This window comes from Nonomuraea turkmeniaca (assembly GCF_005889735.1).
Classification (GTDB): Bacteria; Actinomycetota; Actinomycetes; order Streptosporangiales; family Streptosporangiaceae; genus Nonomuraea; species Nonomuraea turkmeniaca.
The window spans coordinates 1-23,700 of record NZ_VCKY01000160.1; the positions used below are offsets into that span (position 1 = coordinate 1).

The following is a 23,700-nucleotide window of genomic DNA, read 5'->3' on the forward strand; positions in this document are numbered from 1 at the left end:
GGGGCGGTGGGCGCCGGTTGTGTTGCGACGTGAGCCATGGCCGTCCTTCGTGGCTTCCTTCTCCTGCAGGACATACGGCGACATGGGGGGGCGGGCCTGGAGGCCTCCGGGCCCGCCCCGGCCGGTCCTTAGTTGAGCACTTCGCTCTTGACGCGCTCGTTCATCGACTTGATGCCGTCGGCGACCGACTTGTCGCCGACCATGATGAGCTCGTGCTCTTCCCTGAGGATGGTGTCGATGTCGGAGGTGTTCTCGCTGACCGGCATCTCCAGATTGACCTTGTCCGGCTCGAACGCCTTCTTGGACACCTCGTCAGTGGGCATGCCGTCGAGCGCGAAGTAGGCGCTGGTGATCTCCGGGCTCTGCAGCGCCGGCACCACGCCCACCTTGCTGATCGCCTCGGCGCCCGCCTTGCTCGCGGCGAACTGCACGAACTTCTTGGCCGCGTCGGCGTGCTCGGCCTTCTTGTTGACGGCGAAGGCGGTCGGCGAGCCGAAGGTCGTCACACCCGAACCGCCCGGGCGCTGCGGCATCGGGGCCAGCGCCCAGTCGACGTCGGTCTTGCCGCTCTTCTTGGCCTCCATGAGCGCGGCGATGTACCAGGTGCCCATGGGCAGCATGGCCGTGGCGCCGGTCTCGAACAACGTCTTGTAGTCCGACTTCTGCGCCATCGCGGTGCCGAAGTCGAGGGTCGCGCCGGCCTTCTGCAGCCCGAGCACCACGTTGTACTGGTCGGTGAAGAAGGAGTATTCGCCGCTGAGCTGGTCGCCGCCCGTCTGGGCCGCGGAGATGGCCTGCACCACGGAGCGCCAGGTGTGGTGGTAGGTGCCGTGGACCTTCTTGCCGCCCTCGTCTTTGGTGAGCTGCTGCGCGAGCTTGGCGTACTCGTCCCAGGTCAGGGTCTCGGGGGCCTTGACGCCGGCCTTGTCGAAGTACGTCTTGTTGTAGTAGAGCAGCCAGAAGTCCTGCCGGTACGGCAGCGCGAAGTACTTGCCGCTGACGTCGAAGGCGTCCAGGCCGGCCAGCTTCGCGGCGTCGCCCGACTTCGCGAGGTCGGTGATCTCCTGGAGCTGCCCGCGGCTGGAGTAACGCGAGTAGTCGGTGACGTTCTTCATCGTGATCACGTCACTCTTGTCACCACCCGCGAGCATCGTGGTGACCTTCTCGGCGTAGTCGTCGGCGAGGATGTCCACCGGCTTGATCTTGATGCCGGGGTTCGCCGCCTCGAACGCGTCGAAGAGCGCCTTGAATTCGGGGGTCTTGGCCATGTTCCACACCGTCACCGACAGCGTGACGTTTCCGTCGCCGCCGGCCGCGGGTTCGGCGGACCCACCGCAGGCGGTCACGGCGAGCGAGAGCGCGGCCGCGGTGGCCAGGGCCTTCACCAGGGGGTGGCGCACCCTTGCTGGCGTGTTCGAAGCGGTCATTGCTCCGGTCTCCTTTCGTTCGAGCCGGTCTCAGGGCTCAGGCGCTCACCATGAAGTCGTCGGGGGTCACGGCCGCGCGGGGCGGCTGACCGGACAGGTAGCGTTCGAGCTCGTCGAGCGCGCTCTCACTCATCCGCCGGGTCTCCGATCCCAGAGATCCGGCGATGTGGGGGGTGATCATGACGTTGGGCAGGTCGTACAGCAGTGAGGTAGCGGGCAGCGGCTCCGGGTCGGTGACGTCGAGGATCGCGTCGAGCCGGCCGGTGGCGCACTCCCGCTCCAGGGCGGCGGTGTCCAGGACGGCGCCGCGCGCGGTGTTGATGACGGTGGTCCCGTCACGCAGCAGGGCGAGCTCGGGCGCGCCGATGAGGTGGTGGGTGGACGGCAGCTCCGGGACGTGCAGGGTGAGCACGTCACAACGCGGCAGCAGCTCCGGCAGCGGGAGCAGCCCGGCGCCCAGCGCGCTGACCGCGGCGGGGTCGGCGTAGGGGTCGGCGACGAGGACGTCCACCTCCAGGCTGCGGAGCCGGTCGACCACCCGGCGTCCCACCCGGGAGAAGCCGACGACGCCGATCGTGCGCCCACGGTTGGTCAGCTCGCCGCGGCCGGCGCCGAAGGACCAGTCCGCGCGCAGCCGGCGCGCGTCCTGGGCGAGGAACGGGGCCTTCTTCCCGGCGAAGATGACCGCCGCCAGGGTGAACTCGGCCACCGGGATCGCGTTCTCGTCGGCCGCGTTGGTGACGAGGATCCCGCGCCGCCAGACCTCGTCGGTGACGAACGTGCGTACCGTGCCCGCGCAGTGGAAGATCGCCCGCAGCCGCGGCGCGTCGGCCAGCCGCTCGGTCGTCAGCGGCGGGCAGCCCCACGAGGTCACCAGCACCTCGACGTCGCGCAGCCGGCGGCGCACCGCGGGTGCGTCGAGATCGGCGGTCACGATCGGATCTCCCACCTCGACCAGGTCGTGCAACCTGCGAAGCTGCGGCTCGTGGAACTGCACGCTGAACTTCGCGGGGTCCATGACCAGCAGGGCAGGGGGTCTTCTCACCAGCATCCTTCCGGCAAGCGCTTACCAGTGCCGCCGAGCATGTCTGATCATTACAATCACGTCAATACCTCGTTAATCAGAACGATCGCGTTATCTGATCGATATTGATCGATCTCGTACCAAAGGGCGTGCGACGTGGTACGAAACGGTGACGTCAACGTGCGCGATCACGATCAGGAGGAGTCATGCTCTCGCTGCGGGAGTTCGACGACCGGCGGCTCTCGCCCTACACCGGATGGACCAGGGACCACTGGGCGGCACTCGCCGACCATCTCCTCCTGTCCGCCCGGCGGTACGCCTCGGGCTCGCACGCGCGCATCTCCTTCCCCGGCCCGCCGGGCGGGTACGGTGCCGACGTCGACGGCCTGGAAGGGTTCGCGCGCACGTTCCTGGCGGCGGGGTTCCGGGTGGCGGGCGAGTCCGGGCGTGATCCGCTGGGCCTGATGGAGTGGTACGCGCAAGGCCTCGCCACCGGGACGGACCCCCGCTCACCCGAGCGCTGGGTGCGCCTCGACGAGCACGGCCAGGCGAAGGTCGAGGCCGCGTCCCTCGCGCTGGTGCTCCACCTGACGAGGCCGTGGTTGTGGGACCGGCTCGACCCGATCGTGCGGGAGCAGGTCGTCGACTACCTCGCGCCAGCGATCGGCTCGGACTACCCGCCGATCAACTGGATCTGGTTCCAGATCATGGTCGAGCAGTTCCTCGCCTCCGTCGGCGGTCCCTTCGAGCGCAAGGACATCGAGGAAGGGCTCGCGTTCACCGACGGCTTCGCCAGGGAGAACGGCTGGTACGCCGACGGCGCCGAACGCGCCTACGACCACTACGCCGGATGGGCGCTGCAGTTCTACCCGCTGATGTGGAGCGAGATGGCCGCCGGGGACCCGGCGGCGGACTCGCGGCGACCGCTCTACCTGGAGCGACTCGAACGTTACCTGCACGACGCCGTCCACCTGGTCGGCGCCGACGGCTCCCCTCTCGTCCAGGGACGCAGCCTGACCTACCGGTTCGCCGCCGCCACCCAGTTCTGGACCGGCGCCCGGGCAGGGCTCGCCACGCCGGGCCCCGGGTTGCTCCGCCGTGCCGCCTCCGGCATCGCCCGCCACTTCGCCGAGCGCGGGGCGCCGGACGAGGACGGGGTCCTGACCCTGGGCTGGCACGGGGCCTGGCCGCCGATCGCGCAGTCCTACTCCGGGCCCGGCTCGCCGTACTGGGCGGCCAAGGGCTTCTTCGGCCTGTCCCTGCCCGCCGATCACCCGGTATGGACGGCCGTCGAGGAGCCGCTGCCGGTCGAGTTCGATGACTACCATCGGGTCGTCCGCGCGCCCGGCTGGCTGGTCAGCGGGACCCGCGCGGACGGCGTCGTACGAGTGGTCAACCACGGCACCGACCACTCCCATCCCGGGACGCACCTGACCGATTCGCCGCTGTACGCGCGGCTGGGCTACTCCACGGTCACCTCGCCCGTGCTCGCCGGTGAGCACGCCGCCGACCCGTTCGACCAGTCGGTCGTGCTCCTGGACGACGACGGCCGGCCCAGCCACCGCACGGGCTTCGAGACGCTTCTCCTCGACCGCCTCCCCTCGGGAACGATGATCGGTGCGTCGCGCTGGCAGGCCCACTGGGTCACTCCCGAGAGCGACGCCGGCGGGGACCACGGCTACGGGCGGCCGGGGACGGTACGCCTCGGGCCGTGGATCGAGCTGATCTCCGCCGTGCGCGGCCCCTGGGAGGTGCGCCTGATCCGGCTGCTGGAGCCCGGCCTGCTGCGCGTCGGCGGATGGCCGCTCCCCGCCACCGGACCCGACGCGGCCGATCGCACCCTGCACTCCCAGGTCATCGCGGGGGCGGGGCTGGACCTGCGCGGCATGGTCCCGGCCGAGGACTCCTCGCCGCTCGCGCCCTGGACGCTCATCCCCTGGTGCGCGACCAGCGGGCCGGCGCGGCCGGACACGTGGTACGACGCGGCGGTGTTCCTCGGCGGGCAGGAGCCGGGCCGGCCGCCGGTCGTCTCCTGGTCCGACCCGGTGGTCGCCCGCGTGACGTGGCCGGACGCGGCGGACGACCTGCTGGACACGTCCGCCGCGCTCAGCGGGCCGCGCCCGCCGCGACAATGACGTCAGCGGGCCGCGCCCGCCGCGACAATGACGTCAGCGGGCCCCGCACGCCGCGACAATGACCCGCACCTCGTCGCTATGACGCCGAGGCCGAGGACGACCGCACGATCAGGCGTGGCTCGATGACGACGCGGTGGGTGGGCCGCTCCGGGTCCGGATCGGTCAGCCGCGCCGCGAGCAGCCCGAACGCCGCCCGCCCGATGGCCGTCTTGGGCGGGCGCACAGCGGTAAGCGGCGGGTCGCACAACTCGGCCACCTCGTCGTCGTAGGTCACGATGGCGAGATCGGAAGGCACCCGGATGCCGCGCTCCTGGCAGCGTTCGACCAGGTCGATCGCCTCCGGGTCCGAGTGCACGAGCAGCGCCGTCGTCTTGGAGGCGACGCATCGATCGATCACGTTCTCCACTGCCTTGGGCCACCCGGGATCCCACTGATCGACCGTGCTGACGTCCAGCGCACCGTCCAGCGGCAGGCCGAACTCCTCGCACGCCTGCTGCCAGCCGCGCCGCACGTGCGGGCTGGTCGGGCTCTGAATGGTGGTGATCAGTCCGATCCGCCGGTGACCGAGCTCGACCAGGTGCCGTACGGCCATGCCGGCCCCGAGCGCGTGATCGCTGACCACCGACTCCATCGCCTCATGGTACGGGCCAGAGGCGGCGGTGCGCTCGATGAGCACCATGGGCATGTCGGCGTCCTGCAACCACCGCACCAGCTCCGCCCCTTCGTCGCCGGTCGTGGTGGGCGCGACCAGGAGACCGTCCACGCCCACCGCCTCGACCAGCCGGGAGAGGAGGCGGCGCTCGTCGGTGGCCCGGTAGGTGGCGCCGCGCAGGACGACCCGCGCGCCGGCCGCCGCGGCGGCCTCGCGGACGCCGCGGATCACGTCGGGCCAGTAATAGTTCAACGACGGCACCACCATGCCGATCGCGACCTGCGGCCCCTCCGCGTCGGGCGCCGGTGAGTCCTCCGTTTCCGCGGCGCCGGCGAGCGCCGCGGCCACCGGCCCGTCGTGGAGCACTGCGCCGCCGCGTACCCGGCGGATGAGCCCCTGCGAGGAGAGCAGCGCGATGTCGCGCCGGATCGTGATGGCCGAGACGTCCAGCTCGGTCGCCAGCTCGCCGACGCGGACGACGCCGCGCCGGCGCAGCAACTCCACCATCTGGGCACGGCGCTCGTCCGGGAGCGCGCCCGGCGAATCGGACACGGTCATTCCCACACCCCCACTCGGATCTCGAAAGCGCCCCGCGCCGTGCCGGGCAGGCGCAGCTCCAGCCTGGTCAGGCGCTCGCCCCACACCTCGGCGAGCATGGGATCCTCCAGCTTGCGCACGGTGAGCCCGGCCGTTGCGACCCCGGGGTCCCACGTGACCCGCACGGCCCGCGCGTCTGGCGGCCGTACGACGATCTCCCCGGCGGCCGGCTGATCCACCTGCCCGTTCAGCAGGAAATGCAGCACGCTGGGGTCGCCGTCGCCGGTGAAGCTCCACGTGTCCCCGATGGTCACGCCGCCCGCATGCCGATCGAGCGCCGCCGTCCGCCACCACCGCTCGAGTTCCGGTACGGGATAGGCGGCGGCCAGATCCATCCGCACCTCGAACCGGTCCGGCTCGTCCACCACCTCGACGTCACGGGCCCGGAACCCGCGCCCCTGCCCCTGCGGGACGCCCCGTACTTCAGGCACGTTGTGCCAGCTGCTCTGCATGGTCCAGATCGCATACCGGTCCGGCCCGAAGGTCTGCGCCGTGTACGTCGGCCGCCCCGCGTCCACCAGCACGGGAACCCCATCGACGGCCACGACGACCGATCCGGCGTCGTTGTGGTTGTGATGCTCCCCGTTGTGCCCGCCCTTGACCGCGAGCACGAGCCCGTGCGCCGTCCGAGCCGCCGTACGTGCGAGTCCGATCTGCGTCCCGGGCAACCAGACCCCGGCGACGAGAGGCGGATCGCCGCGCCCGGCGGCCTGCCACTCGGCGTCGGCCAGCTCGCAGAGCGCCCGCCCGAGCTCGGCGGAGGCGTGGATCCCGGCCGCACGCTGCGACTCCGCGTGCCTCCGGGCGTCGTGCTCGCCCAGCCGGTGAGCCCAGCGGTGCAGCACCTGCCACGGCTGGTCGGCCGGCGGCCGGGCCCGAGCGTCGGCCAGGTTCAGGTACCACGGCCCGCCCAGATGCATCCGGTGCGGGAACCGGACCGTCTCCCGCACGACCGGGATCGCCACGGCGTCGAGCAGCCCTGACGTGGCGTGCGCCAGGACGTCGAGCGCCTCGAGCGCCCGGCAGGCCCCGTTCCACCAGTACTCGAAGCCCTCGTCGACGGAGCCGTCCGCGGGCAGCGCCGCGAGGTAACGATCGATGCCGGCCACGGCCCAGGCGACCTGGCGTGCCCGCTCCTGCCCCGGCTCGGCCAGGCGCAGCGCGGCGACGAGCACGTTGCCGCAGATCCACGGGCACCAGTTGTGCACGTCGCCGTCCAGCCCCAGCCAGTGCCAGTCGCGCCGGTGGAGGAACGGGCCGAGCACCCGCCCGCGCACCTCGGACCGCACACGCTCCCGCAACCCCGGGTAACGCTCCGCCAGCCGGTCACCGAGCACCTGGTCGGCCCACGCCAGCTGAGCGGCCACATCGGCGGCGCCCAGGTCGAGGCAGGGCGTGGCCACGTCCGGGAGGACCGTGCCCCTGGGCCGACAGGTGTCCTCGTGCGCCGGCCAGCACCACGCGCTCTGCTCGCACAACTGGACGATCCCGTCGGCGGCCTCGTCCAGCCAGCCATCCCCACCGCTCACCGCCGCCATGAGCACCGCCCGGGTCAGCCGGTCCTGGCGCTCGAACACCTGGCTCTCGTAGCCGGTGCGGTTGCCGTCGCGGAAGTATCGCGCGTACTGCGAGGCCAGCGGCTGCGGCCACGGCATCTCCCTCTCCGCCGCCGCCCGCTCCCGAACGGCGGCCAGGGACTCCGCGACCCCGTCCCCGGCGAAGCGCCCGGCGCCAGGCACCGGGAGTGCCGCTTCGGGCGGCAGCAGGCTGCCGGCCAGGGCCTCGGGCGAGATCGCAGCGCCCCAGACGGCGCGCAGCGGACCGATGGCCCCATCCCCGCGGCCGCTTTCGGCCCGGTCGGACGCAGTGTTCGTCATGGTCCTCCTCGCAACGCCCCCATAGTAGCGATCGAAAGTGATCGAAGTTGAATCAAATAGCTTCTATGCGGCCAATCGATCGGGGCGCAGGGCGGCGAGATCGTTGACGTGTTCCCGCGATCAGCGGCGCGGTCACGCTGAATCGTGCCCGGCTTCGGGCATTGTGGGGATCATGCCGCGATTATTCCTCCGCCGCGCGTCCCGTACTGCTCGCTGGCGGCAGCATCGTGCTGGACGACCGGTCCGGCTGATGCCGATCAGCCTTGCCCTGTGCGTTGTCGTTCTTCTGGCCGGCGCCGCGGCGGTCGGCCTGGTGACGCTGGCCCTGTCCGGGCTGGGCCGGGTCGATCTGTCGGCGATCAAACCGACCGTGACCGAGGTTCTGGAGAACGTCAAGATCTCGCTGGCGGTGCTGGCCGGCATCGGCGGACTGGTCGCGTTGGTGGTGGCCTACCGTAGGCAGCGCATCACCGAGGCCGGCGAGAACCGGGAACAGGCCAAGCTGTACGCCGAACGCTTTGACAAGGCCAGCGACAAACTCGGCCATGACTCCGCCGCCGTGCGCCTGGCCGGAGTACACGCCTTGGCCTCCCTGGCCGACGACTGGGCCGGCGGCCGGCAGATGTGCATCGACGTGCTCTACGCCTACCTGCGCATGCACCCGGACCCCGAACCCGACGCCACCGCGCACATCGGCGGGCGGGCCATGGGTGAGGTACGCGCCACCATCCTGCGCCTGATCGGCATCCACCTGAAGGACACAGCACCGGTTCCCTGGCACGGTGCCGACCTCGACTTCACCGGCGTGACCTTCACCACCGACCTGGACTTCACCGACGCCGTCCTCTCTGGGGGGCACGTCCGTTTCACCGGGGCGAAGTTCGCCGGCGGCCACGTCCGTTTCGTCAGGGCGAAGTTCGCCGGCAGTCTTGTCTTCTTCGACGGTGCGGAGTTCTCGGGCGGCGAGGTCGACTTCAGCGAGGCGGAGTTCTCCGGCGGCCAGGCCACCTTCGCAGATGCGGAGTTCTCCGGTGGCACAGTGGATCTCAGCGGGGCGAAGTTCACCGGCGGCGCGGTCTGGTTCTTTGCGACGAAATTCTCCGGCGGCACAGTGACTTTGGCGGCGCCGAGTTCTCCGGCACCGAGCTCGGGTTTCCCAAAGCGGAATTCTCCGGCGGTGCGGTCGATTTCGGCGCGGCGAAGTTCCCCCGTAGCGAGGTCCGGTTCGGCCAGGCCAAGTTCTCCGTCGGCACGGTCGGCTTCACCAACACGACGCTGTCCGGCGGCAGGGTCGCGTTCAGGGAGGCGGAGTTCTCGGGCGCCGCGCTCGACTTCACCGGCGCGAAGCTCTCCAGCGGCCAGATCGACTCCACCGAGGCGGGCTTCTCCGGCGGCACGGTGGACTTCAGCCGAGCGGACTTTTCCGGAGTCCACGTAGGGTTCGGCGAGGCGACGTTCTCCGGCGGTCAGGTCAGGTTCGACGGAACGACATTCTCCGCCGGACGCATGGACTTCTCGCGGGTGGCCGATTGGTCCATCCGCCCACCGAACTGCCCCAACACCACGCCGTATGGCTGCCACCTTCTGCGGAGGAGACCGAGTTTGTCGCGGCCGACTGACCCGCTTCCGCGAGCCCGGCTCCCCCAACGCCCGCCGCCTCCCCTCAGTGAGTACTCCAGGTCCTACATATCCGCCACTCCGGCCCCCCACGCCGGCGCGGAGGCGCCGGGCGAACTGGGCGCACACCACGGCGACGATCCCCAGGCAGATGAACTACCGTTCGGTCACGGTGCACGGGCACGCGGCCAGGGTGACCGATGAGCATGAGCTCATCGGCCGGGTTGCGGGCGCTGGTGGAGTACCTGACCCCCGGGCGCTGGGACGACGTGCGCCCGCCCGACGAGCGGGAACTACGCGAGACGGCGTTGTGGCGGGTCGGCATCGAGGACGCCTCGGTCAAGGCCCGGGCCGGGGGGCCGCTGGCGGACCAGGCGCCGAACGTGTGGTGCGGCCACGTGCCCGCACGCATGACCTTCGGCACGCCTGTGCCGGTGCTGCCCCGGCTTACTCCGGGAGCCGCGTTTGCGTCCATGACCTGGGGTAGCGCAACAGTGAGTGGCCAGGAGGTGAAACCCATGGCCGACAAACAATGGTCCATTCAGATCGACATCGCCGAGACCGGCGACCTCGCCACCGCGTACGTCACCTTGACCAGCCCGGCCGACGTGCGGTTGACCGGCTGCGGCGAAGCCCACCGCAACCCGGCCGACCCGCCCGCCCCGCGGATCGGTGAAGAGCTGGCCGTCGGCCGCGCGCTCATCGATCTGACCGGCAAACTGCTGGGTGTGGCGACCAACGACGTCCGCGAGAACGTCCGGTCGGCGCATTGAAGCTGCCACGTGGGCTTGAAGTCCATCCTCGTGACAGCTCTAGCCGATCTCGTCCCTCCAGTCCGTTATCCACTCTCGTCCACCTACGACCCTGCCTGGCTCTTTAGTCTGGACATGGGACTCCACCCGCTGCGGCTGCTGGAGGACCTGGATCACCTTCCCCCTATAAGTATTTGCCTAATAGGTCTAGGCTCTTTAGCGTACGACGCATGGATGCCATCACTGAGCAGCAGATCCGCATATCGTTCGTCAACTGTTCCAAGAGCGAGGCCAAACGGCTCTCACTCCCCAAGGACCTGCCGGAGCAGCCATGGGAGGATCTCGATTTCCTGGGCTGGCGCGACCCCGGCGCGCCGGACCGCGCCTACCTGGTGACCGAGCGCGATGGCGCGCTGGTCGGGGTGACGCTGCGCCTGGCCACCCGGCAGCGCGGCTACCTGCATCGGGGCATGTGCTCCCTCTGCCTGACCACGCACCCCGGCAGCGGCGTGTCCCTGATGACCGCCCGGCGCGCGGGCAAGGCCGGCCGGGACAACAACTCGGTGGGCGTCTACATCTGCAGTGACCTGGACTGTTCGTTGTACGTGCGCGGCAGGAAGACCCCGGCAGGCGGGCGGCTCGAGGAGACGCTGACGGTGGAGGAGCAGATCGAGCGCACCACGGCCAAGCTCTCCGACTTCCTGGACAAGGTGACACGTCGAAGCATCACGGCTGATTCTGGCGCGGAATAGGACGCTGGAGGGTGCTGTTCACGCCATCAAGTTCAAATTCGAACTTCTGGCGGAGGGATCCTCATGGAAATCGCCTTCATGCTCGTCATGAACGTCATCGTCGGCAGCCTCCTCACCGGTACGGTGGCCGCCATCGTGCTGAATGGCATCAGGGACCGGCAGTGGCCGGTGCTCCGGCGGCGACGCGTCGTCTACCGCGGCTTCGTTCCCCGCTGATCACTCCCGTCGACTCCAGCGCCACCCTGCTCGGCCTCCTCCGTGCGGGATGGATCCACAGGCTGCGGGCGATCCGCGATGGGCAGGGTGGGTCGTGGACCGGCGCCGCGGTCCACGAGGCGGGGGAGGAACGCGCCTGGAACGCCGAGCTCGCGGCGAACGCTCTCGTGGAAGGTGTTCGCCGCTTCGGTGTACAGCTGCCAGCACGTCTCCCACGTGTCTGGATCGGCGTCCAGCTTCCCCCGCGCCAGCCACTCCAACCGGTGCACGGCGTCGTTCAGCTCCCCGGTCGCGCGAATCGTCTGCGTGTCGCCGAGCATCCTGACCGCCTCGTACGTCAGGGACCGGCGTGTCTCCGCCTCGTCGAGCAACGCCAGGGCCTTGCCCTCGTCCACGCCGGGCGCGGCGTCGTGGAGCCCGTGCAGTGCCGTGATCTGCCGGGCGAGGATGACCAGTTGCTTGATGTCTCCGGCGTAGCCGGTGTAGAGCTGCAGCTTCCTGTCCACCCACTGGCGCGCCACTTCTCTTTTGTGACGCGACCGGTCGTTCAGCGCGGTGACCACGTACGTGGTGAGTGCGCCGACCACCACGGCGGCGATGGTCACTATTTGGCTGGCGAAGTCCATGACGTCTACTTCGCAGGTGTTCAGAGGATTGTCAACGGTGGGGGACGTGACTCCGGACAGGAGGCGGCCGCCTCGGGGATGCTGGTCCCGCTTCGCATGCACGAGCCCTGACGAGCAGGCTCGCCGCCAGGTGGCCGACCTGCTGGGCGCTCGCCCGGACGAGATCGTCTTCACCGGCGGCGGTTCGGAGGCCGACACCCTGGCCATCCGCGGCGCCGCGCGCGCCGCCCAGGTGTGTCGGGGTGGATCTGCTGACCGTGGCCGGCCACAAGATGTACGCGCCCAAGGGAGTGGGGCCTTATTAGTGCGCACCGGCACCCCGCTGCGGCCGATCATCCCCGGCGGTGGCCAGGAGAGTGGGCGGCGGGCCGGGACGGAGAACGTCGCCTTCATCGTCGCCCTCGGCCAGGCCGCCGAGCTCGCACGCCAGGAACTGCCCGAAAGCGCCGCTCGCCTGGCTGCGCTGCGCGACCTGCTCCACGCCGAGTTGGAGGCGCTGCTACCTGGCCGCGTGCACCTCAACGGCCATCCGACCGAGCGCCTGCCCGGCACCCTGAACGTCAGTGTGAAGGCGCCGTTGGCCGCCTCCTGCTCGCCGCCGTGCCTCAGATCGCCGCCTCCACGGGCTCGGCCTGCCACGAAGGCAGCGACGCGTCCTCGCCCGTGCTCGCGGCCATGGGCCTGCCGAGCAACGGGCGCGCTCGGCGCTGCGTCTGTCGCTGGGCCGCTGGAGCACCGAGCCCGAGCTGAGGCACGCCGGCCGGCTCATCGCCGAGGCCGCCCTCGCCCACAGCACTTTCCGCGCCACCTAGACGCCGTCGGCCGGGCGTCGATGGATCTTGGGGGTACCGACCGAATCCCCGAGACGGCGCCATGGGTCGCACTCGAACCTCCTGAACCCTACCCGTGTATGGTTTGTGGATGCTAACTTGAACATCAATGTTCGAGTTAAGGAGAAGTTCGGATGAGACGTGACACGGCTCCCGCCAAGGCGCACACCGGTGGATGGGGCGTGCTGGTCCTGCTGTGCCTGGCGCAGTTCATGCTGATCGTCGACATCACGGTCGTGCAGGTGGCGTTGCCCACCATCGGCACGGACCTCGCGCTCGACCGCGAGTCGCTGACCTGGGTCGTCACCACGTACACACTCTGCTTCGGCGGGCTGATGGTGCTCGGCGGGCGGCTCTCCGACGCGTTGGGCGCCCGCCGGATGCTCCTGGCGGGGCTGGTGCTGTTCACGGTGGCCTCGCTGATGTGCGGGCTGGCCGGCAGCGGCGCCGTGCTCATCGCCGGCCGTGCGGTGCAGGGCATCGGCGCGGCGCTGCTCTCCCCGGCGGCGCTGGCCGTCATCACCACCACGTTCCACGGCGAGCGGCGCGGGCGGGCGCTCGGCGTCTGGGCGGCCATCGGCGGCACAGGCGCGGCGCTCGGCGTGCTGCTCGGCGGCGTGCTGACCGCGGGGCCGGGGTGGACGTGGGTGTTCTTCGTCAACGTGCCGATCGGGCTGGTGGTGCTCGCGGCCGTACCCGCAGTGGTGCCGCCCACGCCCGGGCGGAGCGAGCGGCTCGACGTGCCCGGCGCGCTGGTGGTCACGTCGGCGACGGCGCTGCTGATCTACGGGCTGGTGACGGCGGGCGACGCCGGCTGGGGAGCTGCGCGAACGGTGCTGCCGCTGGCCGGGGCCGTGCTGCTGTACGTCCTGTTCGTGGTGGTCGAGCGGTCGGTACGGGCGCCGCTGATGCGTGCCGAGACCTTGGCCAGGCGGCCGGTGATCTCGGGGACGTTCGTCATGCTGATGGCCACGGGGCTGATGCTGGGCCTGTTCTTCCTCAGCTCGCTCTACCTCCAGCACGTGCTGAGGTTCAGCGCTCTGGAGACGGGATTGCTCTTCCTGCCCGTGGCTGTCGCGATCACGATCGGGGCGCAGCTCGGCGGGCATCTCATCGGCAGGATCGGCGGCCGGCCGGTGGCGGTGGCGTCCTTCGTGGTCACGGCGGCGGGCGCGGCGCTGATGACACGCATCTCGCCCGACGCCGGCGTGTACACCACGTTGCTGCCGGGGTTCGTGCTGGCCGCGCTGGGCATCGGGCCGGCGTTCGTGACGGCCACCACGACGACCATGGCGAACATCCCGCCCGGCGAGAACGGCGTCGCTTCCGGTGTGATCAACACCTTCCATGAGCTCGGCGGCTCGATCGGGGTGGCCGTCGTCTCCACTGTCGCGGCGTCGAGCCTCGTGCCCGGCTCGCCGGCCGGTATCGGCGGCTTCGTGGCGGGGCTCACCCTGTGTGCCGTCGTCGCCGGCGTCGCGGCTGTCACCGCGCTGGGGCTGGTACCGCCGGGCAAGCCGGCGACGGCCTTCGTGGGCCACGGCCACGGTCACTGACGAGGTGAAGCCGCCGTCGGCCTGGCTGGCTCGCCCGTACCGAACCACGGACAGCAAGGAGCAACGCAGCGATGAACACCGTTCTCATCCTCGGCGGATACGGCGCGGTCGGCCGCGAGGCCGCGGCCGCACTGGTCAGAAACCCCGCGACCAAGGTGATCGTGGCCGGACGTGACCCGGGCCGGGCCAAGCCTGTGCCCGGCACGACCATGATGCGCGTGGATGCCGCTGACCCTGATGACCTGGCCAGGGCGCTGGACGGCGTCACCACCGTTCTCATGTGCGCCGAGATCGACAACGCCCGCGTGGCGCGCGCCTGCCTCGAACGCGGCATCGGGTACGTCGACGTCACGGCCTCCTATGAGCTGCTGGCCGGGATCCAGCGCCTCGACGGCCTGGCCCGGGCACACGGCGCGACCGCAGCCATCAGCGTCGGCCTCGCTCCCGGCGTCACCAACCTCCTGGCACGGATCTGTGCCGAGCGCGCACCGGCTTCGGAGCTGCGTATCGGCGTGCTGGCCGGGGCGGGGGAGCAACACGGCCCGGCGGCGGTCGCCTGGACCCTGGACGGGCTGGGCACGCTCGACGGCTCGTGGACGATGAGCTTCCCAGCGCCGTACGGTGCGCGTACCGTTCACCGGTTGCCGTTCTCCGACCAGTACACGTTGCCCCATACCCTCGGCGTGCCCGCCGCGCGCACAGGGCTGTGCCTGGACTCCCGCCTCTTCACCGCCCTGCTGGCCGCGGCCCGGTGGCCCGCCGTCGCCGGCCTCCTGCGCCGTCCCAAAGTACGTGAACGGCTGCTCGCCGCGTTCGAGAAAGCCCACTTCGGGAGCGACGGATTCATGGTGACGGTCACCTCGGGCAAGGCCCAGGCCTCCTTCAGCGGGAGGATGCAGAGCCGCGCCACCGGCCTCGCCGCGGCGCTGCTCATCCGCGACCTTCCTGCTATGCCGCCGGGTGTCCGGCACATCGAGCAACTGGTGGACCCGGTGGTCTTCCTGACCGAGCTTGCCGCTGACGGGTTCGACCTTCACCTCGATCCGCGCCGGTAGTCGTCGAGGTCGGCCACTTTGATGATGTCCGGCTTGTGGCGCGGGGGCGCTCCTTCCGTTGCGAGGAATACGGTAGGGGGGTATGGTGTTTGTCAGGGCGACGGACCCGATGGAGGACTGACATGGCCGGATACAGCGGAAGCAAGCAGGATCACGCGATGCGGCTGCGTCGGATCGAGGGGCAGATCCGGGGCCTGCAGCGCATGGTCGAGGACGATAAGTACTGCATCGACATCCTGACCCAGGTGTCGGCCGCGACCAGCGCGCTGAGGTCGTTCTCCCTGTCGTTGCTCGAAGGGCATCTGGCCCACTGCGTGGCCGAGGCCACGTTGAAGGGCGGCCCGGAGGCGGAGGCGAAGGTCAAGGAAGCCTCCGATGCCATCGCCAGACTCGTGCGTTCCTGACCGCATTGATCGAAGGAGAGATCGTTATGAGCACCGCCACCTACACCGTCAAGGGCATGACCTGCGGCCACTGCGTCAGCTCGGTCAAGGAAGAGGTCGGTGACGTGGCCGGCGTGACCGGCGTCGAGGTGGACCTGGCCACGGGGTTGCTGACCGTGGACAGTGACGGCCCCGTCGACCCGGCGAAGATCGTCGCCGCGGTCCAGGAGGCCGGATATGAGGTGGCGAACCCGTGAACACCGCGACCAAGCTTGGTTCGTACGTCCTGGGGCTGGCCGTCGTATTCGGCGGCGCGTTGGGTGTGGGCAAGGTGGTGGGTCCGGTCGGAGCTCCCGCTGCCGAGGACCACGCGGCGATGACGCCCATGGCGACGCCGACGGCGACCGCGGGACATGGGGAGCACACCGCCGAGCAGGCGAAGAGCGATACCCCCGGAGGGCTTCAAGTGTCCGAGAACGGCTACACCTTCAACCCGTTGACGACCATCAAGGCCGGCGAGCCGACGGACTTCCGTTTCACCGTGACCGGCCCGGACGGCAAGCCGGTGACCGGCTACCAGGTCGAGCACGACAAGAAGCTGCATTTGATTGTGGTCTCCCGCGACCTGGGCAGCTTCCAGCACCTTCACCCCGAGATGGCACCCGATGGCATCTGGTCGGTGAAACTCACGCTGGAGGCCCCAGGCGCCTATCGCGCCTTCGCTGACTTTGCCCCCACGGGCGGGAGCGGACTGACGCTCGGCACAGACCTGCTGGTCGACGGCGATTACGCACCCAGAGCCCTGCCCGAGGTCAGCCGGACGGCGGAAGTGGACGGCTACACCCTCACCCTCGACGGCGAGTTGACCCCCGGACAGTCGAGCAGGCTCACCCTCAAGGTCAGCAAGGACGGCAAGCCGGTCACCGATCTGCAGCCCTATCTTGGCGCCTACGGGCACTTGGTGGCGTTGCGCGCCCGGGATCTGGCCTACCTGCACGTGCACCCGGACGGCGAGCCCGGGGACGGCACGACCACGGCCGGTCCGGAGATCGTCTTCTACGCGCAGGTGCCCAGTGTCGGTGACTACCGGCTGTTCCTGGACTTCCAGCATGACGGGAAGGTCCGCACCGCCGACTTCACCCTCGGCGCGGGCGAGCGGCCCGCGATCCCGGCGCCCACGCCCACGCCCACGCCTACATCTTCTGGGCACGGCGACGACGGCCACAGCCACTGAGCGGGAGAAAGGAGAACGGTGATGACCCAGGTCACCGATGACCGGCAGAACGCGGTCGAGCTCTCGATCGGCGGCATGACCTGCGCGTCGTGCGCCAACCGCATCGAGCGCAAGCTCAACAAGCTGGACGGCGTGAGCGCGACGGTCAACTACGCCACGGAGAAGGCGAAGGTCACCTTCCCCGAAAACGTGGACCCGCAGCAGCTCATCGCCGAAGTGGAGAAGGCCGGCTATAGTGCCGCGCTCCCGGCGCCGCCCAAGGCGGAAACAGCCGAGCAGGAGCCGGAGGACGAGCTTCAGCCGCTGCGTGACCGGCTCATCACCTCAGTGGTGCTGGCGGTGCCGGTGATCGCGATGGCGATGATCCCGCCGTTGCAGTTCACGAACTGGCAGTGGCTGTCGCTGGTGCTGGCCGCGCCGGTGGTGGTGTACGCGGGCTGGCCGTTCCATAAGGCGGCCTGGACGAATCTGCGGCACGGCGCCGCGACGATGGACACGTTGATCTCGATCGGCACCATCGCCGCGCTCGGCTGGTCGCTGTGGGCTCTGTTCTTCGGCACCGCCGGCACGCCCGGCATGACGCATCCGTTCGCGTTCACCATCGAGCGCACCGACGGCTCCGGCAACATCTATCTGGAGGCCGCCGCCGGGGTGACGGCGTTCATCCTGGCCGGCCGCTATTTCGAGGCCCGCTCCAAGCGGCGGGCGGGTGCGGCGCTCCGGGCGCTGCTGGAGTTGGGCGCCAAGGACGTCGCGGTGCTGCGTGACGGCGCGGAGACGCGCATCCCCAGCGATCAGCTCAACGTGGGTGACCGGTTCGTGGTCCGGCCGGGCGAGAAGATCGCCACCGACGGGCTGATCGAGGACGGCACCTCGGCGGTCGACGCCTCCATGCTCACCGGCGAGTCGGTGCCGGTCGAGGTCGGGGTGGGTGACGCGGTCACCGGCGCCACCGTGAACGCGGGCGGCCGCCTGATCGTCCGTGCCACCCGCGTCGGCGCCGACACCCAGCTGGCCCAGATGGCCAGGCTGGTGGAGGAGGCGCAGACCGGGAAGGCGCAGGTGCAGCGGCTGGCCGACCGGATCTCCGGCATCTTCGTCCCGGTCGTGATCGCCCTGGCGCTGGGCACACTCGGGTTCTGGCTCGGCACCGGCGACGGCGTGGGCGCCGCCTTCACCGCCGCGGTGGCGGTGCTGATCATCGCCTGCCCGTGCGCACTGGGCCTGGCCACGCCGACCGCTCTGTTGGTCGGCACCGGGCGAGGTGCCCAGCTGGGCATTCTGATCAAGGGGCCTGAGGTGCTGGAGTCCACCCGCCGGATCGACACGGTGGTGCTGGACAAGACCGGCACGGTCACCGAAGGCAGGATGACCCTGGTTGAGGTGCATGTGGCGGAGGGGGAGAGCGAGGAGGAGGTGCTGCGCCTGGCCGGCGCGCTGGAGCACGCCTCCGAGCACCCGATCGCCCAGGCCATCGCCAAGGGCGCCGCCGCCCGGGTCGGCGAGCTGCCCTCGGCCGAGGATTTCGCCAACGTGGAGGGCCTCGGCGTGCAGGGCATCGTGGACGGGCACGCCGTGCTGGTCGGCCGGCCCCGGCTGCTGCAGGAGTGGTCGCAGCACCTCACCCCCGAGCTTGAGCGGAAGCTGCACGCCGCGCAGGCGGCCGGGCGGACCGCGGTGGCGGTCGGCTGGGACGGTCAGGCGCGCGCGGTGCTGGTGGTGGCCGACGTGGTCAAGCCGACCAGCGCCGAGGCCATCGCGCAGCTGCGGGCACTGGGCCTGACACCGGTGTTGCTGACCGGCGACAACGAGGCCGTGGCCAAGGCAGTAGCGGCCGAAGTGGGCATCGACGAGGTCATCGCCGAGGTGCTGCCCGCCGACAAGGTCGACGTCGTCAAGGAACTGCAGAGCGAGGGCAAGGTCGTGGCCATGGTGGGCGACGGCGTCAACGACGCCGCCGCGCTGGCCCAGGCCGACCTGGGCCTGGCGATGGGCACCGGCACCGACGCCGCCATCGAGGCCTCCGACCTGACCCTGGTCCGCGGTGACCTGCGGGTGGCCGCCGACGCCATCCGGCTGTCCCGCCGCACCCTCAGCACGATCAAGGGCAACCTGTTCTGGGCCTTCGCCTACAACGTGGCCGCGCTGCCGCTGGCCGCGCTCGGCCTGCTCAACCCGATGATCGCGGGCGCCGCGATGGCGTTCTCCAGCGTCTTCGTGGTCAGCAACAGCCTGCGGCTGCGCCGCTTCAAGTAGAACGACTCGGGATGGCTCCGCGCCGATCGGTGCGGAGCCATCCGCTTGCGCGTGCTCAAGGACAACGGTCTCACCCTCGTCACTCGAGTCATGGAATTCCGTGCTGCGGCCTGCGGGCGGTGCTGGAGGCCTACGCGCACATCACGCAGCGGACCCGGCAGGCGTAGCCGCCACGCCTACGGTTGGTCGGGACGGCCCGTACCGTCGGTCGGATTGCCGGCGAGGACACAGGCGACGGGAGGGTCGAGATCGAGGGTTTCGGCCTGGATCTCGGTAAAGCCTGCCTCGGCGAGCAGGTCCTGGAGCTCTTGGGCGGCTCGGGCCGTGGTGGCTCGGGTGGCACCGGGGCAGCGGGGCTGGCTGACGAGTGCGATGCGTCCTGCGGGGCGAAGGAGGTCGCGGAGCCGGCGAAGCCGTTCCACCGGGTCGGGCCAGAACCCGACGGAGTTGACGGCGAGGACGGCATCGAGCGGCTCGTCGAAACTCGGCAGCTCGTCCACAGAGGCGTGAGCCAGGTGCACGCGGTGGGCGCGGATGGCGGCGGCGTTGCGCCGGCCGGCCTGCTGGACCATGACCTCGGAGTGGTCGATGCCGTAGACGTGGCCCTGGGTGGCGCGGAGGGCGAGCTCCGCGATGGCGAGTCCGGGGCCGAAGCCGATCTCGAGTACGCGGTCCGTGGGTCGCACCTCCAGCAAGGACACTGCCCAGCTGTTGCGCTGCCGGTTGGAGGTGCGATGGGCCATGATCCACCCGGCCATCCGTCCGGCGATGCCTCGGGGATGATGGAACTGCCGCACCATCGCGCTGATCGCACGCTGCTTGAGAGCCGCACCTGCTGTCATCACAATCACCAGTCAACGGCTTCAAGTCCGCTTGAAGTCAAGCCGGCATGTATCGGCCGGTGCGTCAGGTTGGAGCTGATCAGGACGATTCTCGCCCGTTGGCTACCATCCGAGTGATCGCGTCGACCGGGCAGTTCGGGCCCGCCTTCCACCCGGGACGACGCGATCACTGTCGTCGCCGCCGTCGCCACCCGGATCGCGTACGTCGCCATTGCCTGCCGCTCTTCGTGACGCTTGAAGGGGAGGAGGAAATGGCGAGGGGTCGCCGCGAGTGGCGCTGCCGGCGACGGCGTGGATCCTTGTGCCTGCGTCTTGCCCACCCGGAGGTCATATGGCTTCTGCCTACGGTGGCGGGCCCGACGGAAGTGTGCATAGGGCCGGAGCGGCCCCATGCGATGACCGGGGGCGGCGCCTGAGTGCGGGGCCGTCGCCGTGCAGGCGATCGCCCAGGTCGGACATCTGGTTGTGTGTTACAACTAGATAGTTGTATGCTCGAACCATGGCGGAAGAGCGGGAACTCCAAGAAGCCGTGGGACGCTTCGTGCGAGCGTTCGGACTTCACCAACCGGACCAGACCCCCTGCGGACGGCCCATTCCGGTCTCGGAGGCGCACGCCGTGGGTGAATTGGCCAGGGAAGGCGCCCTGCGGCAAAACGACCTGGCGCACCGGCTCCGCCTGGAAAAAAGCACCACCAGCCGCCTGGTCACCCAGCTCATCAACCGCGGTTGGGTCGAACGTACCGCCGCTCCCGGCGACGGACGCGGCGTGCTCGTCCAGCTCACCCCCGCCGGAATGAAGGCGGCCGAGCAACTCGCCCAAGCCAGGGCGGCCCGCTTCTCCGCCATCCTCGACCGTGTCCCCCCAGGCGAGCGCGCCAGTGTGCTGCGTGCCCTGGAAACCCTGACGGAGGCAATGGATGACTCCTAAGAAACGAATGGTGCTCGTCGCGGCACTGGCGGCCATCGCCGCCGCCTCGGCCGCCTACCTGCTCATCGGCCAGAACGGGCAGGTGGCCCGGCAGGCCGAAATCGCGGCCAAGGGCAGCCAGGTGATGCCGTTCGACCTCGAACGCACCACCCACCGCTTCACCAAGTCCGCCACCGGTGGCCTCCAGACCGTCACCGCCGACGACCCGGCCGACGCCCAACAGGTCAAGCTCATCCGCGAGCACCTCGCCAAAGAGGCCGCCGGCTTCAGCAAGGACGACTTCGGCGATCCCGCCACCATCCACGGCAGCGAAATGCCGGGTCTGCGGGAGCTCGAGCAGGGCCACGGTCGCATCGACATCCGCTATGCGCAAACGCCGGCCGGCGCCCAGCTCACCTACACCACCGCCGACCGACCCCTGGTCGCGGCTCTGCACGCCTGGTTCGACGCCCAGGTCTCCGACCATGGGCAGCACGCCGAACACGGATGACGTCCACCATGCGGCTCGCCGGTCCGCAGAGTGAGTGCGCCGCCCGGTAGAGGACGGCTTTTCCTTCGGCTACATATGCCTTCCTTATACCGTTCCCCGGTAAGGTTTAGCCTGAAAATATACCGTGCCGGGGTACCGTTTACTCAATCACTGGACAAGACGTAATCATCACGAAGGGATGTTTCATGTCCGCAGGTATCGATCCCGGTCAGCGGGCTGGGTTACGGGAGTGGCTGGGCCTGGTGGTGCTGGTCCTGCCCGCGATGTTGTTGTTCATGATGCTCACGATCTTGTTCCTGGCCATTCCGCACCTGGCCGCGGAGCTGAGGCCGAGCAGCACGCAGACCTTGTGGATCATCGACATCTACGGGTTCCTGATGGCCGGGCTGCTGGTTACCATGGGCACGCTGGGCGACAGGATCGGCCATCGACGGCTGCTGATCGCGGGCGCGGTCGTCTTCGCCGTGGTCTCGGTGGCCGCGGTCACCACCTCCGATCCGAATCTGATGATCCTGTGGCGGGCCGTGCTGGGCCTCGCGGCGGCCACGCAGATGCCCGCCACCCTGGGCCTGATCTTCACCACGTTCGCCGATGCGCGGCAGCGCGGCGTGGCCGTCGGCGTCTGGTCGGGCGCCATCTCGGTGGGCACCGGGCTGGGCCCCGTGGTCGGCGGGGCGCTGCTGGAGGCGTTCTCCTGGCGGGCGGCCTTCCTGGTCGCAGTGCCGGTCATGGTCGTGGTGGCGATCGGCGCGCTGGTGCTGCTGCCCGACCACCGCAACCCGGCGGCCGGCCGGATCGACCTGCTCAGCGTGGTGTTGTCCCTGGCGACCCTGTTGCCGATCGTGTACGGAGTCAAGGAACTGGCCAGGGACGGCGCGCTCGCGGTGGCGCTGGTGAGCATCGGGGTCGGGCTGGGCTTCGGCGTCTGGTTCGTGCTGCGCCAGCTGCGGCTGCCGGAGCCGCTGATGGACGTGCGATTGTTCGCCCACCGCACGGTCAGCGGCGCGCTGGGTGTCTTCCTGCTTTCGGCGATCGCGCTCGGAGGCGTGTATCTGCTGGTCACGCAGTACCTGCAATTGGTGGAAGGGCTGTCGCCGCTGCGGGCGGGCCTGTGGGTGCTGCCGGGAGCGGCCCTGCTGGTGGTGGTCTCCACGCTGTCGCCCATCCTGGTCCGGCGGGTGCGCCCGGGATACCTGATCGCGGCCGGGCTGGCCCTCCAGGTCGCCGGCTACCTGATGCTGACCCAGGTCGGGGCCGTCGGCGGGCTGCCGCTGCTGGTAGCGGGCTTCATGGTGCTGTATCCGGCGGTCGCGCCGTCGATGGCGCTGACCACCAACCTGGTCGTGGGCTCGGTGCCACCGCAGAAGGCGGGCGCGGCCTCGGGTCTGGCCACCACCTGCAGCGACCTGGGCATCTCGCTCGGCATCGCGGTCATCGGCAGCATCAGCGTCGCCGTCTACCGTTCCGAGGTAAGCGGGGAACTGCCGCGCGAGGCCGGTGTGAGCGGCCGGGACAGCCTCGACGGTGCCGTTGCGGCGGCCCAGGGGCTGCCGGGCGAGCTCGGCGCGGCCGTGCTCGCCGCCGCTCGTGAGGCCTTCACCAGCGGGCTCAATGTGGCCGCCGGCATCGCCGCGGTCATCGCCGGCGGTGCGGCGGTCCTGGCGCTGGTCAAGCTCCGCCACATCCCGCCCACTGGCCAACCGGCTCACACCGAGCAGCCCGCCGGCTGACCGCCCGAGCCTCGGCACGTCCACAACCATCCCACCAGAGAGGACCCTGTCGTGTTGAAGATCCGTCGCGCGTCGGCCGATGACGCGTCCACCGTTCACAGCTTGATGCGCGAACTGGCCGAGCTCCAGCATCAGGGCTCCGCGATCACCGTGAGCCTGGCCCGCCTCGAAGAGCTGCTCAAGCGCCCTGAGATCACCTACTTGATCGCCGAGAGAGGAGGGCGGGCCATCGGTTACGTCTCCTGGCTGGAAAGGGTCAGCCTGTGGTCCGGCGGCGAATATCTCGCGCTGGACGATCTCTATGTGTGTTCCGGAGAGCGTGGCCAGGGGGTGGGGGAGCAGCTGATGCAGGCCGTATCCGACGCTTCCGAGGGCAAGGTGATCCGCTGGGAGGTCGCCGAGGCGAACGTGGCGGCACAACGTTTTTACGAGCGCATCGGAGCGAGCCTGGCCACCAAGAAGATCTGCCGCTGGCAGCCGATCTGACAACACGCCGGGCCGCCCGACCAGGCAGACTCGAACCTCACGTCCCGGGCGGCGGCGACCGGCAGGAGGCCGCCGCCGCGCCGTGCTTACGGCGTCAGACGCGCTTCCAGAGCGCGGCCACGTTCGGGGGCTCCCAGCCGGGGAGAGCCGTGTGCGCCTGCACGCACTCGTAGGCCAGCCCTCCGTACGTCACCCTGTCACCCACCCTGTAGGCGGTGCCCGCGCTCCACGTGCC

24 protein-coding genes and 1 pseudogene are annotated in these 23,700 nt (G+C 70.1%); 16 read left to right on the forward strand and 9 right to left on the reverse strand.

Annotation, left to right across the window (positions count from 1 at the left end; translation table 11 throughout):
- Positions 1-128: 128 nt before the first annotated feature.
- Together ETD86_RS36065 and ETD86_RS36070 are read right to left on the reverse strand one after the other, a co-directional pair.
- Entirely contained in the window at positions 129-1,427 is a 1,299-nt protein-coding gene (locus ETD86_RS36065) for an ABC transporter substrate-binding protein (RefSeq protein WP_138671129.1), read from the reverse strand.
- A 37-nt stretch (positions 1,428-1,464) separates the two neighbouring features.
- Positions 1,465-2,472 carry a hydroxyacid dehydrogenase gene (locus ETD86_RS36070; protein WP_246148716.1) on the reverse strand — a complete coding sequence of 336 codons (1,008 nt, stop codon included), beginning with the start codon at positions 2,470-2,472 and terminating at the stop codon, positions 1,465-1,467.
- 185 nt (positions 2,473-2,657) lie between these two features.
- On the opposite strand from ETD86_RS36070, the gene ETD86_RS36075 reads away from it, so the two are divergent.
- Positions 2,658-4,586, forward strand: coding sequence for a DUF2264 domain-containing protein (locus tag ETD86_RS36075; RefSeq protein ID WP_138671130.1), 1,929 nt, complete (start codon positions 2,658-2,660; stop codon positions 4,584-4,586).
- 76 nt (positions 4,587-4,662) lie between these two features.
- Here ETD86_RS36075 and ETD86_RS36080 read toward each other — a convergent pair whose 3' ends face one another.
- Positions 4,663-5,796, reverse strand: a complete 1,134-nt coding sequence (locus tag ETD86_RS36080) for a substrate-binding domain-containing protein (protein ID WP_138671131.1) — start codon at positions 5,794-5,796, stop codon at positions 4,663-4,665.
- On the reverse strand, positions 5,793-7,712 hold the full coding sequence (locus ETD86_RS36085) for a heparinase II/III domain-containing protein (protein ID WP_138671132.1): 1,920 nt from the start codon (positions 7,710-7,712) through the stop codon (positions 5,793-5,795). The genes ETD86_RS36080 and ETD86_RS36085 overlap by 4 nt, the downstream gene beginning before the upstream one ends.
- Positions 7,713-7,749: 37 nt before the next feature.
- Here ETD86_RS36085 and ETD86_RS36090 point away from each other — a divergent pair, with 37 nt between their 5' ends.
- From ETD86_RS36090 to ETD86_RS55750, 4 genes are all read left to right on the forward strand, one after another.
- Positions 7,750-9,150: a pentapeptide repeat-containing protein gene (locus tag ETD86_RS36090; RefSeq protein ID WP_138671133.1), complete on the forward strand. Its 1,401-nt coding sequence runs from the start codon at positions 7,750-7,752 to the stop codon at positions 9,148-9,150.
- A gap of 379 nt (positions 9,151-9,529) precedes the next feature.
- A complete protein-coding gene (locus tag ETD86_RS58530; protein ID WP_246148719.1) occupies positions 9,530-10,102 on the forward strand; it encodes a dsRBD fold-containing protein in 573 nt (190 codons plus the stop codon).
- A 209-nt stretch (positions 10,103-10,311) separates the two neighbouring features.
- The gene (locus tag ETD86_RS36100; RefSeq protein WP_138671134.1) at positions 10,312-10,833 is read left to right on the forward strand and encodes an FBP domain-containing protein; all 522 of its coding nucleotides are present in this window, start codon (positions 10,312-10,314) and stop codon (positions 10,831-10,833) included.
- Positions 10,834-10,896: 63 nt separating this feature from the next.
- A complete protein-coding gene (locus tag ETD86_RS55750; RefSeq protein ID WP_170223448.1) occupies positions 10,897-11,049 on the forward strand; it encodes a hypothetical protein in 153 nt (50 codons plus the stop codon).
- On the opposite strand, the gene ETD86_RS36105 is transcribed toward ETD86_RS55750, so the two are convergent.
- The gene (locus ETD86_RS36105) at positions 11,025-11,675 is read right to left on the reverse strand and encodes a hypothetical protein (RefSeq protein ID WP_138671135.1); all 651 of its coding nucleotides are present in this window, start codon (positions 11,673-11,675) and stop codon (positions 11,025-11,027) included. The two genes, ETD86_RS55750 and ETD86_RS36105, sit on opposite strands and share 25 nt — an antisense overlap.
- Between ETD86_RS36105 and ETD86_RS60290 the strand changes: the two are divergent.
- A pseudogene (locus ETD86_RS60290) lies at positions 11,674-12,186 on the forward strand (aminotransferase class V-fold PLP-dependent enzyme); the annotation flags it as partial. The gene ETD86_RS36105 and the pseudogene ETD86_RS60290 overlap by 2 nt on opposite strands.
- Positions 12,187-12,280: 94 nt before the next feature.
- Here the strand turns inward: ETD86_RS60290 and ETD86_RS58540 are convergent.
- Positions 12,281-12,466, reverse strand: coding sequence for a hypothetical protein (locus tag ETD86_RS58540; protein ID WP_246148724.1), 186 nt, complete (start codon positions 12,464-12,466; stop codon positions 12,281-12,283).
- A 173-nt stretch (positions 12,467-12,639) separates the two neighbouring features.
- Here ETD86_RS58540 and ETD86_RS36115 point away from each other — a divergent pair, with 173 nt between their 5' ends.
- The 6 genes from ETD86_RS36115 to ETD86_RS36145 all read left to right on the forward strand — a co-directional run bounded on the left by ETD86_RS36115 (position 12,640) and on the right by ETD86_RS36145 (position 18,989).
- Complete coding sequence (locus ETD86_RS36115; RefSeq protein ID WP_138671136.1) at positions 12,640-14,061, forward strand: MFS transporter; 1,422 nt, start codon at positions 12,640-12,642, stop codon at positions 14,059-14,061.
- Between the two features lie 71 nt (positions 14,062-14,132).
- A complete protein-coding gene (locus ETD86_RS36120; RefSeq protein WP_138671137.1) occupies positions 14,133-15,116 on the forward strand; it encodes a saccharopine dehydrogenase family protein in 984 nt (327 codons plus the stop codon).
- A gap of 122 nt (positions 15,117-15,238) precedes the next feature.
- Positions 15,239-15,520 carry a metal-sensitive transcriptional regulator gene (locus ETD86_RS36125; RefSeq protein WP_138671138.1) on the forward strand — a complete coding sequence of 94 codons (282 nt, stop codon included), beginning with the start codon at positions 15,239-15,241 and terminating at the stop codon, positions 15,518-15,520.
- A 26-nt stretch (positions 15,521-15,546) separates the two neighbouring features.
- Positions 15,547-15,756 carry a heavy-metal-associated domain-containing protein gene (locus ETD86_RS36130; RefSeq protein WP_138671139.1) on the forward strand — a complete coding sequence of 70 codons (210 nt, stop codon included), beginning with the start codon at positions 15,547-15,549 and terminating at the stop codon, positions 15,754-15,756.
- Positions 15,753-16,733: a hypothetical protein gene (locus ETD86_RS36135; protein WP_170223449.1), complete on the forward strand. Its 981-nt coding sequence runs from the start codon at positions 15,753-15,755 to the stop codon at positions 16,731-16,733. Before ETD86_RS36130 ends, ETD86_RS36135 begins: the two co-directional genes overlap by 4 nt.
- A gap of 21 nt (positions 16,734-16,754) precedes the next feature.
- Positions 16,755-18,989 (forward strand): heavy metal translocating P-type ATPase, encoded by a 2,235-nt coding sequence (locus ETD86_RS36145; RefSeq protein ID WP_138671140.1) that lies wholly within the window; start codon positions 16,755-16,757, stop codon positions 18,987-18,989.
- Positions 18,990-19,165: 176 nt separating this feature from the next.
- Here the strand turns inward: ETD86_RS36145 and ETD86_RS36150 are convergent, their stop codons facing one another.
- Positions 19,166-19,831 carry a class I SAM-dependent methyltransferase gene (locus tag ETD86_RS36150; RefSeq protein WP_211370530.1) on the reverse strand — a complete coding sequence of 222 codons (666 nt, stop codon included), beginning with the start codon at positions 19,829-19,831 and terminating at the stop codon, positions 19,166-19,168.
- 5 nt (positions 19,832-19,836) lie between these two features.
- Positions 19,837-20,151, reverse strand: coding sequence for a hypothetical protein (locus ETD86_RS36155; RefSeq protein ID WP_138671141.1), 315 nt, complete (start codon positions 20,149-20,151; stop codon positions 19,837-19,839).
- A 179-nt stretch (positions 20,152-20,330) separates the two neighbouring features.
- Between ETD86_RS36155 and ETD86_RS36160 the strand changes: the two genes are divergently transcribed.
- The 4 genes from ETD86_RS36160 (at position 20,331) to ETD86_RS36175 (ending at position 23,465) form a co-directional block, all read left to right on the forward strand.
- On the forward strand, positions 20,331-20,759 hold the full coding sequence (locus ETD86_RS36160; RefSeq protein WP_138671142.1) for a MarR family winged helix-turn-helix transcriptional regulator: 429 nt from the start codon (positions 20,331-20,333) through the stop codon (positions 20,757-20,759).
- Entirely contained in the window at positions 20,749-21,249 is a 501-nt protein-coding gene (locus tag ETD86_RS36165; protein ID WP_138671143.1) for an aspartate carbamoyltransferase, read from the forward strand. The genes ETD86_RS36160 and ETD86_RS36165 overlap by 11 nt, the downstream gene beginning before the upstream one ends.
- Before the next feature lie 185 nt (positions 21,250-21,434).
- Positions 21,435-22,979, forward strand: a complete 1,545-nt coding sequence (locus tag ETD86_RS36170; RefSeq protein WP_138671144.1) for an MFS transporter — start codon at positions 21,435-21,437, stop codon at positions 22,977-22,979.
- Between the two features lie 105 nt (positions 22,980-23,084).
- Positions 23,085-23,465, forward strand: a complete 381-nt coding sequence (locus ETD86_RS36175) for a GNAT family N-acetyltransferase (protein WP_138671145.1) — start codon at positions 23,085-23,087, stop codon at positions 23,463-23,465.
- 94 nt (positions 23,466-23,559) lie between these two features.
- Here the strand turns inward: ETD86_RS36175 and ETD86_RS59710 are convergent.
- On the reverse strand, positions 23,560-23,700 hold a 141-nt coding region (locus ETD86_RS59710; protein WP_342779334.1), incomplete at its 5' end, for a carbohydrate-binding protein.

Bases quoted from the DNA above. Each gene is read 5' to 3' on its own strand.
- ETD86_RS36065 (WP_138671129.1), bottom strand. From the start codon at position 1,427: ATGACCGCTTCGAACACGCCAGCAAGGGTGCGCCACCCCCTGGTGAAG.
- ETD86_RS36075 (WP_138671130.1), top strand. From the start codon at position 2,658: ATGCTCTCGCTGCGGGAGTTCGACGACCGGCGGCTCTCGCCCTACACC.
- ETD86_RS36080 (WP_138671131.1), bottom strand. From the start codon at position 5,796: ATGACCGTGTCCGATTCGCCGGGCGCGCTCCCGGACGAGCGCCGTGCC.
- ETD86_RS36085 (WP_138671132.1), bottom strand. From the start codon at position 7,712: ATGACGAACACTGCGTCCGACCGGGCCGAAAGCGGCCGCGGGGATGGG.
- ETD86_RS58530 (WP_246148719.1), top strand. From the start codon at position 9,530: ATGAGCATGAGCTCATCGGCCGGGTTGCGGGCGCTGGTGGAGTACCTG.
- ETD86_RS36100 (WP_138671134.1), top strand. From the start codon at position 10,312: ATGGATGCCATCACTGAGCAGCAGATCCGCATATCGTTCGTCAACTGT.
- ETD86_RS55750 (WP_170223448.1), top strand. From the start codon at position 10,897: ATGGAAATCGCCTTCATGCTCGTCATGAACGTCATCGTCGGCAGCCTC.
- ETD86_RS36105 (WP_138671135.1), bottom strand. From the start codon at position 11,675: ATGGACTTCGCCAGCCAAATAGTGACCATCGCCGCCGTGGTGGTCGGC.
- ETD86_RS36115 (WP_138671136.1), top strand. From the start codon at position 12,640: ATGAGACGTGACACGGCTCCCGCCAAGGCGCACACCGGTGGATGGGGC.
- ETD86_RS36120 (WP_138671137.1), top strand. From the start codon at position 14,133: ATGAACACCGTTCTCATCCTCGGCGGATACGGCGCGGTCGGCCGCGAG.
- ETD86_RS36125 (WP_138671138.1), top strand. From the start codon at position 15,239: ATGGCCGGATACAGCGGAAGCAAGCAGGATCACGCGATGCGGCTGCGT.
- ETD86_RS36130 (WP_138671139.1), top strand. From the start codon at position 15,547: ATGAGCACCGCCACCTACACCGTCAAGGGCATGACCTGCGGCCACTGC.
- ETD86_RS36145 (WP_138671140.1), top strand. From the start codon at position 16,755: ATGACCCAGGTCACCGATGACCGGCAGAACGCGGTCGAGCTCTCGATC.
- ETD86_RS36150 (WP_211370530.1), bottom strand. From the start codon at position 19,831: ATGACAGCAGGTGCGGCTCTCAAGCAGCGTGCGATCAGCGCGATGGTG.
- ETD86_RS36160 (WP_138671142.1), top strand. From the start codon at position 20,331: ATGGCGGAAGAGCGGGAACTCCAAGAAGCCGTGGGACGCTTCGTGCGA.
- ETD86_RS36165 (WP_138671143.1), top strand. From the start codon at position 20,749: ATGACTCCTAAGAAACGAATGGTGCTCGTCGCGGCACTGGCGGCCATC.
- ETD86_RS36170 (WP_138671144.1), top strand. From the start codon at position 21,435: ATGTCCGCAGGTATCGATCCCGGTCAGCGGGCTGGGTTACGGGAGTGG.
- ETD86_RS36175 (WP_138671145.1), top strand. From the start codon at position 23,085: ATGCGCGAACTGGCCGAGCTCCAGCATCAGGGCTCCGCGATCACCGTG.